Here is a 17,110-nt window from a genome sequence, read left to right on the forward strand (position 1 = left end):
ACCAAATCAAGAAACCAGTCAAATGTAATCGGTTTCTTTACAAAAGACGAAATATTCAAAAAGCAGCCATATAAAAAGAAGGATCGATCCCCTCTTTTTATATGGCTTACAGTTATTTCATGCTCCTCAGGCAAGTTGATTGCAGTGGAGGGTGCGAAAAACTCTGGGGCTCACCGCACACCATCTGGAAAGAAAGCATCCCACAACGAAAATCAACCACTTTCATGAAACTTTTATAAAGACATTCTTAAAATGTTTAGTACATCTTCTTTATTCTGCTTCTTAAAGTTACCGAACTCACCTCTTGCCATCGCTTTATCTGCGATAAGGTCAAGCTTTGAATCGTCAATATCATAATCCTTAAGAGCGTTCGGAGCTCCAAGAGACGACCAGAATGCAGAAAGACGATCAATACCTTCAAGAGCCACTTCTTTATCGGACTTTCCTTCTGTTTCAACGTTAAACACTCGAACAGCAAGTTGCTTGAAGCGAGCTACATTCGTATCCACATTATGTCTCATCCAATTAGGGAAAAGAATAGCTAAACCGCCAGCATGCGGAATATCATAGACTGCTGAAACAGCATGTTCAATGTTATGACTTCCCCAATCACCTCGAACACCCATTTGAAGTGTACCGTTTAGTGCCATCGTTCCGTTGTAAAGAATTGTTTCACGCAACTCATAGTTCTCAAGATCTTCTAGAAGCTTAGGTGCGGTTTCCATTACTGTTAATAGAATGGATTCAGCAAAGCGATCTTGTAGTGGTGTGTTTGTAGCGTTATGGAAATACTGTTCAAATACGTGCGACATCATATCTACAATTCCATAAATCGTTTGATCCTTAGGAACTGAGAACGTATAAGTAGGATCTAAAATTGAAAATTTAGGGAATACAAGTGGACTTCCCCAACCATATTTCTCTTGTGTTTCCCAGTTCGTAATAACAGAACCTGAATTCATTTCAGATCCAGTTGCAGCTAACGTAAGAACTGTTCCAAAAGGAAGTGCATCTTCCACTTGAGCTTGTAGAGTAATGATATCCCATACGTCTCCATCATACTTAGCCCCAGCTGCGATTGCCTTTGTGCAGTCAATAACACTTCCACCACCAACTGCTAATAAAACATCGATGCCTTTTTCTTTACAAATTTCTACGCCTTTACGAACAGTAGATACTCTCGGGTTTGGTTCCACACCTGAAAGCTCACTAACCTCTGCATCCATCTTATTAAGCTCATTCATCACTTCATCAAACAAGCCATTTCGTTTTATGCTTCCTCCACCATAAACCACGAGGACTTTCTTTCCGAATTTCCCTAATTCGTCCTTTAGCGTTTGAATTTGATTTTTACCAAAAACTAATCGAGTTGGATTGTAGTATATATATTCGTTCATGAATATCTCTCCTTCTTACATGGTTAATCCGTATTATGTGGGACATAAAATGTAATGTAAAGTAATTAGCTTATCGAATACTAGCATGTGTTTTATTGATTAGTTTCATGCCAGTGATTAAGGGAATGAATAATTGTAGACATAATATGCCACCCTAAGGAAGCTTTTCAATTATTAAAAAGAGGAGGGAATTACATGAGTGGATTACAGCGTTTCGCACTTGCATTGGTTATCATTGGAGCCATCAACTGGGGTTTAATCGGGTTCTTTCAGTTCGATCTAGTTGCTGCTATTTTTGGAGGTCAAGATGCTGTTCTTGCCCGTATCGTCTATGGTCTAGTAGGTCTTTCTGGTCTTTACTGTTTAACACTATTGTTTAAACCTTCCGAGGAACTTAGCCGAGAAGGTCATACAGAACATAACCGTGTATAATTTAAATAAAAAAAACCTCTCGATCGAGAGGTTTTTTTATTACTTTTTAAGGCGCTTGTTTAGTTGAGCTTGACGATCTGTAGACTCTTTCAACCAATCTTTAAGTTTTGCTTCAAGAGTGTTGAAACCTTTGTTAGCGTCTTGATTGTTTGTGTTGCTCTTTTTGTTATTATTGTTGAAACCACCAGGGCGGCGTTCTTTTTTAGGTGCAGGAGCTGGAGCTTCCTGTGTTTGTCGGATGGACAGTGAAATCTTCTTGCTGTCTTCGTCAACAGAAAGAACCTTTACTGACACAACGTCACCAACACTTAATGCATCGTTAATATCTTTAACGAAACCATGTGAAACTTCAGAGATGTGTACAAGACCTTGTACATTATCATTTAATGCAACGAACGCACCAAAAGGCTTAATGCCTGTAACTTTACCTTCAACAATGCTACCTACTTCAAAATTCATGAAAACACTCCTAACTATTTTTTAACCTGTTAAGTATAACATAACTAAATCATACAAGCAAAACTAATAAAGAGTGTGTTTTATCGACTTGAAACCATCATTTCTTGAATTTGATCTTGTTTTGGTGAGAGGTCTTCACCAAAGTGATACATTTTCTCAATATTTATTTGATGCCACAACATGAACATGAGTACTGTCCATAATTTTCTGCTGTAATCGCCTCTGCCAGCTCGGTGTCCTTCTAAAAGATTCAGTACTACATCTTTATTTAGATATTGGTCTGTATGACTCGTCTGTATGAGTTGTATAGCCCAATCATACATCTCATTTTTTAACCAATGTCGAATTGGAACAGGGAAACCTAACTTACGACGATGAAGCACAGAATCAGGAACGATCCCATTCATCGCTTCCCTTAGTGCATATTTTGTTGTTCCATTCGTTACTGTAAGACTTGGATGCAATTTGGAAGCAACATTGAATACTTCTTTATCAAGGAAAGGCACCCTTAGCTCTAGCGAATGAGCCATCGTCATCTTATCAGCCTTAACGAGAATATCGCCTCTCATCCAAGTATGAAGATCAATATACTGCATTTTATGAACATCGTGAAAAGCTCTCGCTTCCTCATACAACGGCTTAGTTACATTTTTGTAGTTATAAGCAGGACGATATTCCTTTAAGAGCTTACTTTTTTCACTCTCTGAAAACATTTTCGCATTACCAATATAACGTTCTTCAATTGTCATACTTCCTCGCTGCATAAAACTCTTCCCTTTAACACCTTCAGGTAGGATGCTTGCGATGGCAGCTAGCCCTTTTGCAACACCTTTTGGCAATGAAGAAAGATGTCTTAATGAGTGAGGTTCATGATAGATGTTGTATCCTCCAAACAACTCATCAGCACCTTCTCCAGAAAGAACTACTGTCACGTGTTTTGCTGCTTCACGAGCGACAAAATACAGGGGAACAGCTGCTGGATCGGCTACTGGATCATCCATATGCCAGATGATTTTTGGAAGTTCTTTAATAAATTCTTCTGGTTTAACTAAATAGTGGATATTTTCAACGTTTAATGCAGCAGCAGTTTGAACAGCTACATCAATCTCACTAAATCCTTCTCTTTCAAATCCGACCGTAAACGTTTTTAGCGATGGGTGCAGTTCACTCGCTAGAGCGACAATTGCACTTGAATCTATTCCTCCAGACAAGAAAGCACCTACAGGAACGTCAGAACGCATATGAACTTTTACTGAATCTCGCATAACAGAACGAATTTCATTCTTCGCTTCTTCAAGTGTCATATTATTTGGTTTAAAACTAGGCTTCCAATACGATTGGATAGACATCGGTCTGCCCGCTTTTTTTACAAAATAATGGCCAGGTTCAAGTTTTTTGATCCCCTTCGTTAAAGTCATTGGCTCTGGCACGAATTGATAGGTCAAATAATGATGAAGTGCTTCGGCATCTACTTCTTGCTTTTCTTTAACAACGTTAATACTTTTCTTTTCAGAAGCACAGTATAGTCCTTCTTCATCCTCAAGATAGAAAAAAGGTTTGATCCCGAAACGGTCTCTTGCTCCATAAAGCTCTTTCTTATCTTTATCCCAGATTAAAAAGCCAAACATCCCTCGAAGTTCAGTAAAGGCTTTTTCTCTTCTCTCACTAAAAAGAGCGAGGATTACCTCGGTATCCGAATGGGTTTTAAACATATATCCTTTTTCTTCTAGATCTTTTCTTATTTCAACATAATTATATATTTCACCATTAAAAATAATCCAATAACGGTCATCTTCGTATGAAAGTGGTTGTTTACCACTTTCTATATCAATGATGCTCAGACGGCGAAAACCGAAGCGAACATACTGATCTACAAAATGACCACTATCATCTGGACCTCGATGAGTAATGATGTTAGTCATATTGATTAATTGCTCAGTTTCATTTTGTTCTACCGTCTCAGGCGTGTTTAACATATATCCAATAAAACCGCACATTTTCAAGTTCCTCCCCAAAAAACAGTTCAAATGTCCACTTTTCATTTATTAAACCAAGTTAACTAATTGGTTTTCCAGAATATTATTTATTTCCCTTTATATGTGAATGAACTTCTCTATTATAACTCTGTAAATTCCAATCTTCACTAATTATTTGTTAATAATATGAAAAACAAGAAATCTGTACTATATTTGTCGAGAACAGCGATTTAAAAGTTACAGCATAACTTTAAATCATTGAATTTGGATCTAGGATTCGGTCAGCTTCTTCTCTAGTTAAGATCTTTTTTGCAACCAGCACTTCTTTTAATGTCTTGCCTGTCTCGAAACTTTCTTTTGCTACCGCTGCTGCTTTTTCATATCCAATATGAGGGTTTAGCGCTGTTACAAGTGAAAGACTCTGCTCGAGCCAATTTTGTATATTCTCTTCATTAGCAGTGATATCTTTTAAACATTTTTCTGTAAAGATAGTGATTCCATTACTCAAGATTGTGATAGATTGGAGCACATTGAAACCAATTACAGGCATCATTGCATTGATTTCTAGCTGACTTCCGATTGCAGCTGTGGACACACATGTGTCATTACCTATTACTTGTGAACAGATCATATACATGTTTTCTAAAATGACCGGGTTGATCTTGCCTGGCATGATCGATGATCCTGGCTGCACCGCTGGCAGCATGATTTCAGCAAATCCTGTCCTTGGGCCACTGCTTAACAGTCTAAGGTCACTCGATATTTTTATTAGGTGAAGAGCTAATTCTTTTAAGTGGCCGCTTACTCGAATCGCTGCGTTCGTATTCTGCATAAAAGCATATGTATTGTCACTCTGTGTAAACGGCAGCTTCGTTTTTTGTGCAATCTGTTTTATTGCGAGTTGTGCATAATCAGGGTGAGCGTTTATTCCTGTACCTACTGCATTTCCACCCAATCCTAAATCATATAAAGAGGTCTCTGAATGTTCTAAAGCATGCTTTACAGATTCAAGTGTGCCTCTGTAACCTTTGAATTCGCTGCCTAATCGAATAGGCACAGCATCCTGCAAATGTGTTCTGCCCGCTTTAATAATCTCGTGAAACTCTTTTTCCTTTTCCTTCAAAACTTGAATCAAACGACTAAGAGCCGGATAAAGAGTTGTTTGAAGTTCAGATGCAACTGAAATTTGTATAGCTGTCGGAATGGTATCATTGGTGGATTGTGACATATTCACATCATCATTAGGGTGAACAATTGAATAATCACCTTTTTCCCCGCCTAATATCTCAGAAGCACGTGAAGCTAGAACCTCATTCATGTTCATATTTTGAGAAGTGCCCGCACCTGCTTGATAGGCATCTACAACAAATTGATCTCTCAAATCGCCGTTAACCACTTCATCTGCTGCCGAAATGATGGCATTCGCTTTTTCGTTACTTAGTGCCTTACATTCTCTATTCGCGAAGGCTGCGCTACCTTTAATGATAGCTTGTGCTTTTATGAATGATAACGGTAACCGAATACCGCTGATCGGAAAATTTTCTACCGCTCTTTGTGTTTGAGCTCCATAGTAGGCCTCTTTAGGGACCCTAACTTCCCCCAACGTATCTTTGGCAATTCGAAATTTATCCAAGATCTCTACCTCCTTAAGTAACCTTATATCTTGTATCCCCTTCTTAAAAAAGATGTAACCCTTTTCCAAAAACACCTTTACTATCTAATTAATTGTTGTAAACAAAAAAACCGCCTAGTTAGACGGTTTTCGTTTTGTGCAGTGAAACGACCACAGCAGGCTCTTTTTTTATAAACTTATGCTCTGTTGTAAACCCTGCTTTCTTTTGTTTCAGAAAGGTCTTTTCCGATATTGGACGGGGCCTTGACCAGGAAAGGGAGTCAAGATTTTTCCAGTTATCATGTGTAATGATCTCACTTTTGTAATAATAACAGTTACCGCTTACGTATTCTTCACATATATAGCGGACTGTTTGTCGACTATGCATAACATCTCTCCATTTTTTTCTTTCATTATCCCCGCATAACTGTTCATCCATACTTAAGCAAAAAAAGGCCTGAAGACCCTACCTCCAAGCCTTAATCTGTTAGTCTCTAGTGTTCCACCACCACCAGCCACCAAATATCAAGATGAGAATAAATACTATAATTATTACAGCCCAGATCCAACCGTAACCATAGCCGCCATAACCGTAAGCTCCGTAAGCATACGGGGTATAGTAAGGATAATATGGAAATGCCATCCTGCTACCTCCTCTTATTTCTTTATGCGTTCTTACTCCTTATTAAAATATGTACGAAGTGGGTAAAGAGGAATAGAGGCAAACGCACAAATTTTGGCTTTCCATTACTTTTTTAAGTTTTAAAAGGCTGTTTTGGATGTTTTCTTTTTCTCTTTCTTCTATGCAAGTTGATTGAAGCGTAAGGTTGCCGACTTCTATAGGACGAGCGGTCAGGTGAGACCCTTAAAGGCGCAAAGCGGCAGTCCGAAAAGTGGAAGTGACTCGTTTAGCCCCGACAAGCAAAAGGTGAAAACACCTTCAATATTGTATTCTTCATGGACTTCGAGTGGCTAGTCAATGCAAATAGACATGAGGCTCACCGTTCGCCCCATGGAAAGCATCAATGTAACTATACACGAATGCAAAAATTTTTTAGAAAGTAATAAAAAAAGAGGAAATAATTTCTCGTTGTATCTTGTGGATCGATTGGTGAAACTACTCATAGAATTCTGCGGACGGAGGTAAGACATTCATGGCTCATGATGAAAAGCACAATTATTATCCAGGATATCGAATCAATGTGAATAATGTTCAAATTTATTATGAATACTTCGATCACGAAGATCCACATGCGAAAGTCTTAGTTCTTGTGCATGGATTTTTATCTTCTACGGTTAGTTTTAGAAAACTGCTTCCTTACTTAACGAAGACGTATAAAGTATTGTCTATCGATCTTCCAGGGTTTGGACAGAGTGAAAAATCGACAAATTTCATCTACAAGCTTTCTAACTATGGACAACTGATTATAGATTTCTTAGACGCTTTAAACATTCAAAACGCCATATTGATCGGGCACTCTATGGGCGGCCAAATCTCTATGCATGCAGCAAAGAAGTCTCCTGAGCGAATTGAAAAATTAATCCTTCTTGGCTGTTGTTCATATGTAAAAAGAGCAAGCCGTTCTTTAATCGCATGCTCCTACTTACCGTTGTTTAGTTGGGGAATGCGCAATTGGATTCAGAGAAAAGACGTAAAAGAAAATTTGCTTTCTGTCTTACATGACTCAAAGCTGGTTACGGAAGAAATGATTGAAAGTTATAGAAAACCGATTAGCGAGGTAGCGTTCATCCATTCTTTAGTCAGGCTATTACGGCAACGAGAAGGAGATATGTGCTCACAGGATTTAAATCAGATTCAGCAGCCCGTATTGATGTTATGGGGCAAAGAGGACAAAGTGATGCCCGTTAAAACAGGTTATCGTTTAAAACATGATCTACCTAGCGCTGAACTTATCGTCTATGATAAATGTGGACATCTGCTAATGGAAGAAAAGCCCCAAGAAATATGCAGTGAAATCACACGTTTTATTGAGCGAGGAATCACTCACGGAACTGATTTTCAACAAGAAACTTCCTGATCAATTCTGATGTAATATAATTAATAAAAGAGGCTGAACCCATGTCTCCTAACAGGCTCAACCTCTTTTTTATTGTTCGCGACTCTTTGTCATCTGTTGCCACACTGTACCCGCTGCTTCTTCACCGCTTTGGATCCGTTCGATCGCAATTTTCACTTGAAGAGATACTTCAAACTCAGGATCATCTTGAGCTGCTTTTAAAGCAGGAAGTGCTGTCTCGTCACCAACTTCAAATAAGAAGCGCGCCGCTCTCCATCTTACTAGTTTATTTTTATCGGATAATGCATCACACATTACAGGGATGGCTTTTGCATTTCCTAGATCAGATAATGCATCACCTGCTGTACGTCTTACCGAAACATTCTTATCCTCAAGAGCTAAGTATAAGAGAGGTAGCACAGCTTCATCCTCGATCATTCCTAAATAGACGACAGCCAAACGTCTTATAGAAGGTTTTTCGTCTTTAAGAGCCTGTTTCAATACCATTACATCATCAATAGATGGGTTTATTCGTTCTAATGCCGCATAACGCGTCTGCCAATCTGAGTCGCGAAGTTGTTTCGCTACTTCTGAAGTGGAAAGTGTTTCGACTTCAACTTCTTGTTCGGTATTTGTGCTATATGCTTGTTTTACTAATTGATCTAATCGTTCTTGAGGATAGACGGCTGATAGCTCTTCGGCTACTTCACTGCCTACTTGCTCAAATGTACCATAACGAACTCCTTGATCTTCCCATTGTCTTTCCATAACAAGGTTGTCGGAAGAATCTTGAGCCTCTAGTGCAGCTTTACCAAATTGCTCAGCGAGTCCTACTCGTCTTTCTTCCTGTTCGGTTTTAAGTTTGATCTGCATAGGAAGTCCTCTAAACATCTGAACAAGAACCGTAATTTCTTTTATCTCATCTTCTTGCTGAGCTTGTTGATCAGAAGTATCAAGCTCTTCTTCTTGACCAAAAACGGATCTAACTCCTGCGAGTACATCTTCCCATTTCGCACGAGGGTTTCGTTCTAGTGCAATAAAGTCTGAAACATGATAAATGCTTTTAACTCCGTCCACTTTAAGGATCTTTTGAATAAATTCTGGAGCATTCTCAGCTTCATCTTTCTTATAGTTGTAACGTTCAGATCCCGGCAGAGTTTCTGTTAGGTTAATCTTCATTGAATTTGGGCTTGGAGTTGGTTCGATACCTGTAATTTTCATTTTCACTCACTCCTCATTTTCGTGTTTCAAATCTATGCGTAGCAGATATTCGTTGATCTGTTCTTTTTCCTTGTCCGTGAACTTATATTCACAATCAACACCTTCATCGTGCGCAATGATTTCTTGCAGCTCACCATTTCCATTATAGACAGCTAACGCACTCGGCTCATTGAGTCCTTCAGGAAAAATCTCAAGGTTGTCTATCTCAAAAGAAACATATACATTTGTCCATGGACCAACCTGCACCACATCATGCCCTGTAAAGTGTAAGGTTCCTTCAAAATAATTAGTAAATCCATATTTGTACATAGCCGTCCTCCAAGTAATATCTCTTATCTATTATAAGGAACAATAGGTAAAATCTCAAAAATGCGGGTTTTACTTTAGCAACACTGCGAGACCCATCATCAAATATTATTACAAAAAGAAAAAACAAACACATCATTTCGTGTTTGTTTTTATGAAAGTTATTTTACTAGTTCTCTAAGAACGGCTCTCACAGGACTTCCATCAGCCTCGTCAAGGGAAAGTGGAAGAGCGATCAACTCGTATTCTCCTTCAGGCACTTCATCTAATACAAGTCCTTCTAATATATGAATGTTGTGCTCAAAAAGAGCATGATGTGCACATAGCTCTTTGCTATCTAGTGGATCAACGGAAGGCATATCTACACCGACCAAGCCGACTCCGCACTCACTAAACAGTTTAACCACTTCTGGTAATATAGGCACGATCTGTTTTGGAAACACGGACCGATCTGTCCAACATCTTGTTTTAAACAGAACTCGTTTTGTACCAGCTTGCAGTTTATCTTTCACTGTCTCAGCCGTTATCTCTTTAGCGTTCGTCACATCAATAACGACCGCTGGTCCCACATATAAGTCGAGGTGTAAGCCCCCGATCCTTTCTCCGCTATTCGTGAAGTGATAAGGTGCATCAATATGTGTACCGGTATGTGTGCTCATCTCCACTTTTCCAACGTTTACAGAACCAGAATCTTCTTTCGTCCAAGCAAGATTGAAGTGATAGGGTGTATCCCCTGGCCAACCTGGTACTCCGTTGTAAAGCGGCATGGATATATCAAATAATTTCACGACTGCCACTCCTTATGCAATAACTTCTCTCTTATTTTCATACTTCTCATATTCACGATTTTTCATGATCTTGCTTAATATTTTGACTGCTTCGAATACATCACGATATGAATTATACAATGCCACAGGAGCTAAACGAATAATGTTAGGTGCTCTAAAATCCGGAACGATGCCCTTGTCTTTTAATGCCTTGCAAATTCTCGCAGAATCATTATGCATGATAGCAACATGCCCGCCTCTTCTTTTATCGTCTAGTGGATTTACAATCGTAAACTCGTTTTCAAGCTCTTGATTCAACAAGTCCATGAGCAGAGTCGTTAACTTTAAAGATTTCGTACGAATGCGGTCAATCTTGGCTTCCTCAAAAATAGATAACGATCCGATCAATGGTGCTGTGCTCAGCATATGAGGTGTTCCAATCTGGTAACCCCCCGCAGAATTTTCCGCATCAAAATGGTGATCCATATCAAACTGTGTTTCCTTTTTGCTCCCAAACCAGCCAGATAGTCCGGGCGTTTTCGTGAAATGCTTTTTATTGACGTACAATCCACCGACTCCACCAGGACCTCCATTTACGTATTTGTAATTGCACCAAAATGCAAAATCAACGCCCCATTTACTGAGTTCGTGAGGCAGAGCTCCGATCGAGTGACAAAGATCGAATCCGATTGGTATATTTCTTTTATGTGCTTCATGCGTTAAACGTTCTATGTCTAACAATTGCCCGCTTCTATATAGGACAGATGGAAGTAAGATAAGAGCTACATCCTCTGTCATCTTATCGATGATATCCTGTTCATCCAGCGTTAAACCATTTTTGCTTCCTACTTGAATCAAATCAGTATCTGGATTGAGCCCCTTTAATTTTAACTGACTTTGTAATCCATAAATATCAGAAGGGAAAGTGAGCTCATCTGCTAATATCTTCGTTCTTCCCTCTTTTGGTTCAAAAAACGTAGCGACCAATTGATGAAGATTTACAGTAGTTGAACCTGTTACGATCACTTCTTTCGCTTCAGCTCCAACCAATATAGCAAGTTTCTCAGCAAGTTTTTCACTAAGAGTAAACCATGGGTATTTACCACCCATCCATCCGTCAATTCCATTCTCTTTCCAGTCATTTAATACATCTAGCAAAGATTGTTCTGCACGTTTAGATAGAAGACCTAGCGAGTTTCCATCTAGATAGATTGATTCATCTTTTGTATAGAACTCTTCTTTAAAAGAAGCCAGTTCATCATTTTGGTCCATAAGGTCTACTGTTTGCGCTGTGATTTGTCTCATTTTGTACTTTCCTCCCGAATGCAAGAATTGAAACCGTTTCCAATACAGAGTAATTTGACATATACATATCCCCTCTTCTTCCATTATGATAGACAGAAAGGGGGTGTTACCACTGAAACGTCTTTGGTGGTTCACAGGTATTGTAGTCGTATTCTTTTCGACAATCGCATTTATATATATGTATAATAACGCAGATTTACAAACGGTAGAAGAAAAAAAGATACCGAAACAAGAAAACACATCTACGCCAGAAGAAATAAAGACAGAGCCGATTTCTCCGGAGCCTGAAGAAATAAAAACAGATCTCACACTTGCTGCAGTTGGTGACATCTTGATTCATGATACGGTTTATAATAAAGCGAAAACTGCAAAAGGCTATAATTTTAATCGCAACTTCACCTCAGTAAAATCATATTTAACCGAGCCTGATATTACGATTGCTAACCAAGAAACAATGATTGGTGGTACACAGCTTGGTCTATCGTCCTATCCCTCGTTCAATTCACCACATGAAGTAGGTGATGCTTTAAAAGCAAACGGTGTTGATCTCGTTACCTTAGCAAACAACCACACACTTGACCGTGGAGAAAAAGCGATCGTAAGTGCCTTGAACTATTGGAATCAAATAGATGTGATGTACACCGGTTCATATTTAACAGACAAAGACAGACAAAATATTAGACTGATCAAAAGAAATGACATTACGTTATCCTTTTTGAGTTATACATACGGAACGAACGGAATTCCTGTACCTACAGGCAAGGATCATCTTGTCAATCTGATTGAAGTAGAGCGAATCAAGCGAGACATTAAAGAGGCTAGAAAGTTATCTGATGTGAATGTGGTATCTCTTCATTTCGGAAACGAGTATGAAAGGATGCCGAATGAGTTTCAAAAGAATATCGTAAAAGTTGTAACCGAAGCAGGCGGAGACATCATCATCGGTCACCACCCTCATGTTCTTCAGCCTGTAAAATGGGAGACCGCAAGTGACGGATCAAAAACGTTCGTCGCTTATTCTCTCGGTAATTTCTTATCTGGTCAGAGACGAGAATATAAAGACATCGGTGGGATCGTTCAGCTGAAGGTAACAAAACGGCAAAAAGGATCGGAAAAAACCATTGAATTATCAGAACCGAAATTTCTGCCGACCCATGTAGATCAAGCTTTTGTAATTCAACCGATGAAAGACTTACCTGCAATGAAAAAATCTTATGAAGAAATAAAAACACATATGAAGCAGTGGGTTCCCGAACTTACTTTTTTTGAATAATCCTTCATAAAAATAGCTGACTCCTGCTTTTTAGGAGTCAGCTTACTTTTACTTTCCTTTTGATCTTGGGCTTTGGGTATCTCTTTTTGGTAATTCATCACTAAATTTTTCATCAGAAAATTCTACATTTGTCATGCTTTCTGTTGGTGTTGAGTTGTTTTTCGCCGCTGCGTCCCAAGCGTGTTTCCGTTTTGTCATGGTCTTTCCCTCCTTGTTTTTAGCATGTGTATTTATGCTGAAAAATAGCATGCGATGAACCGATAAATTTCTGATGATGAACAAAAAAACCGCACATGGCGGTTTCTCAGTGAAAACAAACTTTTTTATAGTACCATCGCTGCAATAAATCCAAAAGCGATTAATGGGATGTTGTAATGCAAAAATGTCGGTACACACGTATCCCAGATGTGATTATGCTGATTATCAACATTAAGACCAGAGGTAGGTCCAAGTGTACTGTCAGAAGCAGGGGAACCTGCATCACCTAACGCAGCCGCTGTACCGATCAACGCGATCGTCGCCATAACGCTTAGTCCTAATTCTCCAGCTAAGGGTACGAAGATTGTTGTTATGATAGGAATTGTTGAGAACGATGAACCGATTCCCATTGTTACGAGCAGACCGATAACTAGCATTAACAGTACGCCGAGAGCAGTTGAGTTACCGATAAATGAAGCACTGTCTTTAACTAATGTTTCTACTTCTCCTGTCTCGCGCATTACTGCTGCAAAACCTGCGGCAGTGATCATAACAAATCCAATATACGACATCATTTTCATACCTTCGGTTAATATTGCATCTGAAGCATTCAACTTTAACTGTCCGCTGAAATACAGAACGATAATCCCTGATAAAGCTCCGAAGATCATTGAGTCCGTTTGTAATTGTACAAACAATGTAGCGACAATAGCCAAAACAGCTACAATGATGGAACGAGCTGTATAAGATACATCATCTGTTTTAGTCATTCCGGTCGTTCTATCTTCATACTTGCGTGGTTTACGATACGTAATAAAGACAGCGATCAATAGACCTACAATCATGCCTAGAGATGGAATCGTCATCGCAGCAGGAATCTGATCCATCTTTACAGTTAATCCACTATCCTTCATGTTTGTCTGAAGAATCTCATGAAAGATTCCTCCGAATCCTACCGGAAACCACATATAAGGTGTGACCAGTCCAAACGTAATAACAGTTGCAACTAACCTACGATCAAGCTGCAGTTCATTTAAAACGTGCAACAATGGTGGAATGAAGATTGGAATGATCGCAATATGAACTGGAATCAAGTTTTGGGAGAATGAAGAAATCATAAGGATGATAAATAAGATTAGTACTTTTGATAACGACTTCTTTTTTGATTCTCCTTCTTTTCCAACCAATACGATAGCTTTTTCAACCATCAGTTTTGGAAGTCCTGTACGAGATAACGCTACAGCAAAACTTCCCAATAACGCATAACTTAATGCGATGACTGCATTCGATCCTAACCCCTCAGTAAATACTGTTATGGTTTCTGTTAAACCCATTCCTGCTACGAACCCGCCTACTAAGGCTCCGATTAACAAAGCTACGACAACATGTATACGTAAAAGGCTAAGTACTAGCATAACAGCTACCGCTAATACCACAGCATTCATTTCATTTCCTCCTCAAATAACTTTATTGCTTTATTTCGCTAAATCACTAATATGTTAAACCTTTAACAAATTAACATGGATAACGGGATTTTGTCAAACCCAAAACAAAAACTGGCTCTCATCAGTGAGAACCAGCTTCGATTATTGATTATGCTTTAAAGTTTCTTACGAAGTTAACGAGTGTTCGAACCATAACACCCGTTGCTCCTTTTGGACCTAACTCTGTAGATTTTCCAGAATACGCAGTACCTGCGATATCTAAGTGGACCCAAGGCGTATTTTCAGCGAACTCGCCTACAAACAATCCACCTGTAATGGCATGACCCAGTCTGCCTGTTGAGTTGTTTAGGTCTGCAACATCACTTGTTTTTAACATATCTTTAAATGGCTGAAAACTTGGCAGGAGCCACAATAATTCTGCTTCATCAGCTGCAGATTGCTTAATATGTTCATAGAACTCTTCATCGTTGGTAAGAGCACCTGTTGTACAATCTCCGAGTGCAACAACAACTCCGCCAGTTAAAGTGGCAACGTCAACAATATATTTTGCTCCTTGTTCCTTTGCATACGTAATCGCATCAGCTAGGATAAGACGCCCTTCTGCATCCGTGTTGCGAACTTCAATTGTCTTACCACTCAGTGAAGTGATCACATCTCCTGGCTTCATAGCCTCTCCGTTGATCAAGTTCTCTGAGGATGGAATCACAAACATGATATTAATCTCTGGCTTCAGACGGCCGATCGCCTCCATCGCTCCCAATACAGCTGCACTTCCACCCATATCGCTCTTCATTTCATGCATGTTTAAAGCTGGTTTGATCGAATAACCGCCCGCATCAAATGTTAATCCTTTTCCGACTAAGGCAACATACGAATCTTCCTTTTTACCGCCTTGATATTTTACTGTGATCAATTTAGGAAGCTGATCTGACCCTTTACTAACCGCGAGTATCGCTCCCATTCCTAGCTTCTCCATGTCTTCCTTTTCAAGGATCTCATATTCCATGCCATATTCGAGCGCCACATCAATTGCTTCAGCAGCAAGATCTGTAGGTGTAAGAAGATTCGCTGGCGTGTTCACAAGATCTCGAGCAAAGTTAATCCCTTTCGCATAAGCAAACCCGCTCGTCAGCCCAGCTTCAGCCTCACTGTTTTCCGTATATACAGTAACCCCTTCTAGCCGTTTTTGTGGTTCATTCGTTTTCTTTTTGTAGTCTTCAAATTTATAAACCGCGGTACCTGCAGCTTCACTAAAGGCATGTGCAAGCTTTTCCATAGGGAGCTGATCTGTATGGAACGTATCTAGCAATATAGAAAATTGTTTTCTCTTTTCTTTTGTAATTTCTTGTACCGCTCTTCCAAATGTGCTTCTTGCTTTGTCATACGTGAAATCTTCGCGTTTGCCTAAACCCGCAAAATAGATTCTTTTCGTTCCAAGCTGACCTAGCGTATTAAGTTTTTTGATGCTTTTTAGGCGATTTGATAAATCACCGTCTTTTATAAGATCAGTCATTATTCCTTTTAATTCATTATCCATATCTGCCATTACACCAGTAAGTTTTGGTTCTTGAAATAAACCGACCAGTAGGACTTCTTCTTGTTCGCTGGTATTCCAAAGTTGTTTGATCGTAAACATGTTAAAGTTCCCCCTTTTTCGTTATAAAGCTCTGCTTCTCATTATACTCTTTCTTTTAGAATATTTCGAATTCACGTTGCTTTATTCTTCTAAATTTATATAAAGTTTTGGCAGGGCTGGCAATTGAACAACTTCTTCAAATCTTACCCTGTCTGGAACTGATGGTATAACTCCAAGGCAATGCTCAATAAACATTAATACTCTCTCTACATCCAGCTGCCAATACGATGGTTTATAAGAAGATAGATACTCTTTAGCTACCCTCATCATTTGCCTTGCCCCTTTAAGGTTTCCATATTCATAGTGATAGAGAGCAACCGTCATCTGTAGCAGTCCTTTGATGAACAAGTTACTGCGATCTGTGAGCCAGATCGCTTCTAACAAATCGTGTCCTGTGTAATAATCTCCATCGTTAAAAACAATAAAAAACTCGTAATATTCTTGAGGAAAATACTCCATTCTTACTCCCTCCCCCTCTTTCGTTCAATATTAGTAAAAGATTGAACTGTACCTAAATCGGGTAACAACTATCTAAAACAGCCATACTATAAACCACCATATTGAAAGGATAGTCCCCATGCCAGATATTCTATTAAATTTTCCATTGATAGCAGCTTTACTTGGTGTATTTTCTGCACAATTCTTAAAAATCCCTATCCATTTTTATCATACTAGAAAAATTAGATGGGAGTTATTTATAAGTACAGGAGGAATGCCAAGTTCACATTCAGCTTCTGTTACTTCCTTAGCAACTGCCGTTGGAGCCTTGCACGGTACAGGTTCAACTCTCTTCGCCATCGCTGCCATGTTTGCGATCATCGTCATGTACGATGCAAAAGGTATCCGTTGGCATGCAGGAGAACAAGCAGCAGTATTGAATGATTTAGTAGAGGAATTCAGAAACCACGTAAGAGAATCAGAGAAATTTCAGGAAAAAAAGGTGGAAGAACAAAGAAAAGAATTAAAAGAACTTCTTGGACATCGTCCTAGTGAAGTGTTCTTTGGCGGACTTCTTGGTATTCTTCAAACATTACTCTTATCATGGTTGTTCATATCATAGGAGGT

General features: G+C 39.1%; 17 protein-coding genes. 4 read left to right on the forward strand and 13 right to left on the reverse strand.

Features of this window, described 5'->3' with window-relative positions; all coding sequences use genetic code 11:
* Window positions 1-233: 233 nt before the first annotated feature.
* Window positions 234-1,397 (reverse strand): iron-containing alcohol dehydrogenase, encoded by a 1,164-nt coding sequence (locus IHV12_RS01595; RefSeq protein ID WP_197131966.1) that lies wholly within the window; start codon window positions 1,395-1,397, stop codon window positions 234-236.
* A 195-nt stretch (window positions 1,398-1,592) separates the two neighbouring features.
* Between IHV12_RS01595 and IHV12_RS01600 the strand changes: the two genes are divergently transcribed.
* Window positions 1,593-1,829, forward strand: coding sequence for a DUF378 domain-containing protein (locus IHV12_RS01600; protein WP_197131970.1), 237 nt, complete (start codon window positions 1,593-1,595; stop codon window positions 1,827-1,829).
* Window positions 1,830-1,868: 39 nt separating this feature from the next.
* Here the strand turns inward: IHV12_RS01600 and yugI are convergent, their stop codons facing one another.
* The 4 genes from yugI to IHV12_RS01620 form a co-directional block, all read right to left on the reverse strand.
* Window positions 1,869-2,288, reverse strand: coding sequence for a S1 domain-containing post-transcriptional regulator GSP13 (yugI, locus tag IHV12_RS01605; protein ID WP_066397183.1), 420 nt, complete (start codon window positions 2,286-2,288; stop codon window positions 1,869-1,871).
* Window positions 2,289-2,368: 80 nt separating this feature from the next.
* The gene (asnB, locus tag IHV12_RS01610) at window positions 2,369-4,285 is read right to left on the reverse strand and encodes an asparagine synthase (glutamine-hydrolyzing) (RefSeq protein WP_197189655.1); all 1,917 of its coding nucleotides are present in this window, start codon (window positions 4,283-4,285) and stop codon (window positions 2,369-2,371) included.
* 229 nt (window positions 4,286-4,514) lie between these two features.
* The gene (locus IHV12_RS01615) at window positions 4,515-5,897 is read right to left on the reverse strand and encodes a class II fumarate hydratase (RefSeq protein WP_197189656.1); all 1,383 of its coding nucleotides are present in this window, start codon (window positions 5,895-5,897) and stop codon (window positions 4,515-4,517) included.
* 466 nt (window positions 5,898-6,363) lie between these two features.
* Window positions 6,364-6,519, reverse strand: a complete 156-nt coding sequence (locus tag IHV12_RS01620) for a sporulation protein YjcZ (protein WP_197131979.1) — start codon at window positions 6,517-6,519, stop codon at window positions 6,364-6,366.
* Window positions 6,520-7,030: 511 nt separating this feature from the next.
* Here IHV12_RS01620 and IHV12_RS01625 point away from each other — a divergent pair.
* The gene (locus tag IHV12_RS01625) at window positions 7,031-7,915 is read left to right on the forward strand and encodes an alpha/beta fold hydrolase (RefSeq protein WP_197131982.1); all 885 of its coding nucleotides are present in this window, start codon (window positions 7,031-7,033) and stop codon (window positions 7,913-7,915) included.
* Window positions 7,916-7,984: 69 nt separating this feature from the next.
* Here IHV12_RS01625 and IHV12_RS01630 read toward each other — a convergent pair whose 3' ends face one another.
* The 4 genes from IHV12_RS01630 to kynU form a co-directional block, all read right to left on the reverse strand.
* The gene (locus IHV12_RS01630; RefSeq protein ID WP_197189657.1) at window positions 7,985-9,115 is read right to left on the reverse strand and encodes a conserved virulence factor C family protein; all 1,131 of its coding nucleotides are present in this window, start codon (window positions 9,113-9,115) and stop codon (window positions 7,985-7,987) included.
* A 6-nt stretch (window positions 9,116-9,121) separates the two neighbouring features.
* Complete coding sequence (locus tag IHV12_RS01635; RefSeq protein WP_197189658.1) at window positions 9,122-9,424, reverse strand: hypothetical protein; 303 nt, start codon at window positions 9,422-9,424, stop codon at window positions 9,122-9,124.
* A gap of 158 nt (window positions 9,425-9,582) precedes the next feature.
* Complete coding sequence (gene kynB / locus IHV12_RS01640) at window positions 9,583-10,209, reverse strand: arylformamidase (RefSeq protein WP_197189659.1); 627 nt, start codon at window positions 10,207-10,209, stop codon at window positions 9,583-9,585.
* A 12-nt stretch (window positions 10,210-10,221) separates the two neighbouring features.
* Window positions 10,222-11,493: a kynureninase gene (gene kynU / locus IHV12_RS01645; protein ID WP_197189660.1), complete on the reverse strand. Its 1,272-nt coding sequence runs from the start codon at window positions 11,491-11,493 to the stop codon at window positions 10,222-10,224.
* Window positions 11,494-11,578: 85 nt separating this feature from the next.
* On the opposite strand from kynU, the gene IHV12_RS01650 reads away from it, so the two are divergent.
* Entirely contained in the window at window positions 11,579-12,766 is a 1,188-nt protein-coding gene (locus IHV12_RS01650) for a CapA family protein (RefSeq protein WP_231620610.1), read from the forward strand.
* Between the two features lie 48 nt (window positions 12,767-12,814).
* Here IHV12_RS01650 and IHV12_RS01655 read toward each other — a convergent pair whose 3' ends face one another.
* The 4 genes from IHV12_RS01655 to IHV12_RS01670 all read right to left on the reverse strand — a co-directional run bounded on the left by IHV12_RS01655 (window position 12,815) and on the right by IHV12_RS01670 (window position 16,504).
* Window positions 12,815-12,964: a hypothetical protein gene (locus tag IHV12_RS01655; RefSeq protein WP_197131995.1), complete on the reverse strand. Its 150-nt coding sequence runs from the start codon at window positions 12,962-12,964 to the stop codon at window positions 12,815-12,817.
* Window positions 12,965-13,089: 125 nt separating this feature from the next.
* Entirely contained in the window at window positions 13,090-14,409 is a 1,320-nt protein-coding gene (locus tag IHV12_RS01660; RefSeq protein WP_197189661.1) for a Na+/H+ antiporter family protein, read from the reverse strand.
* 148 nt (window positions 14,410-14,557) lie between these two features.
* Complete coding sequence (locus tag IHV12_RS01665; protein WP_197189662.1) at window positions 14,558-16,045, reverse strand: leucyl aminopeptidase; 1,488 nt, start codon at window positions 16,043-16,045, stop codon at window positions 14,558-14,560.
* A gap of 81 nt (window positions 16,046-16,126) precedes the next feature.
* Complete coding sequence (locus IHV12_RS01670; RefSeq protein ID WP_197189663.1) at window positions 16,127-16,504, reverse strand: DUF309 domain-containing protein; 378 nt, start codon at window positions 16,502-16,504, stop codon at window positions 16,127-16,129.
* 118 nt (window positions 16,505-16,622) lie between these two features.
* Between IHV12_RS01670 and IHV12_RS01675 the strand changes: the two genes are divergently transcribed.
* Window positions 16,623-17,105 (forward strand): divergent PAP2 family protein, encoded by a 483-nt coding sequence (locus tag IHV12_RS01675; protein ID WP_197132004.1) that lies wholly within the window; start codon window positions 16,623-16,625, stop codon window positions 17,103-17,105.
* The last annotated feature ends 5 nt before the right edge of the window (window positions 17,106-17,110 follow it).

The sequence above is a fragment of the Fictibacillus sp. 7GRE50 genome (genome assembly GCF_015903875.1).
GTDB classification, from domain to species: Bacteria; Bacillota; Bacilli; order Bacillales; family Fictibacillaceae; genus Fictibacillus; species Fictibacillus phosphorivorans.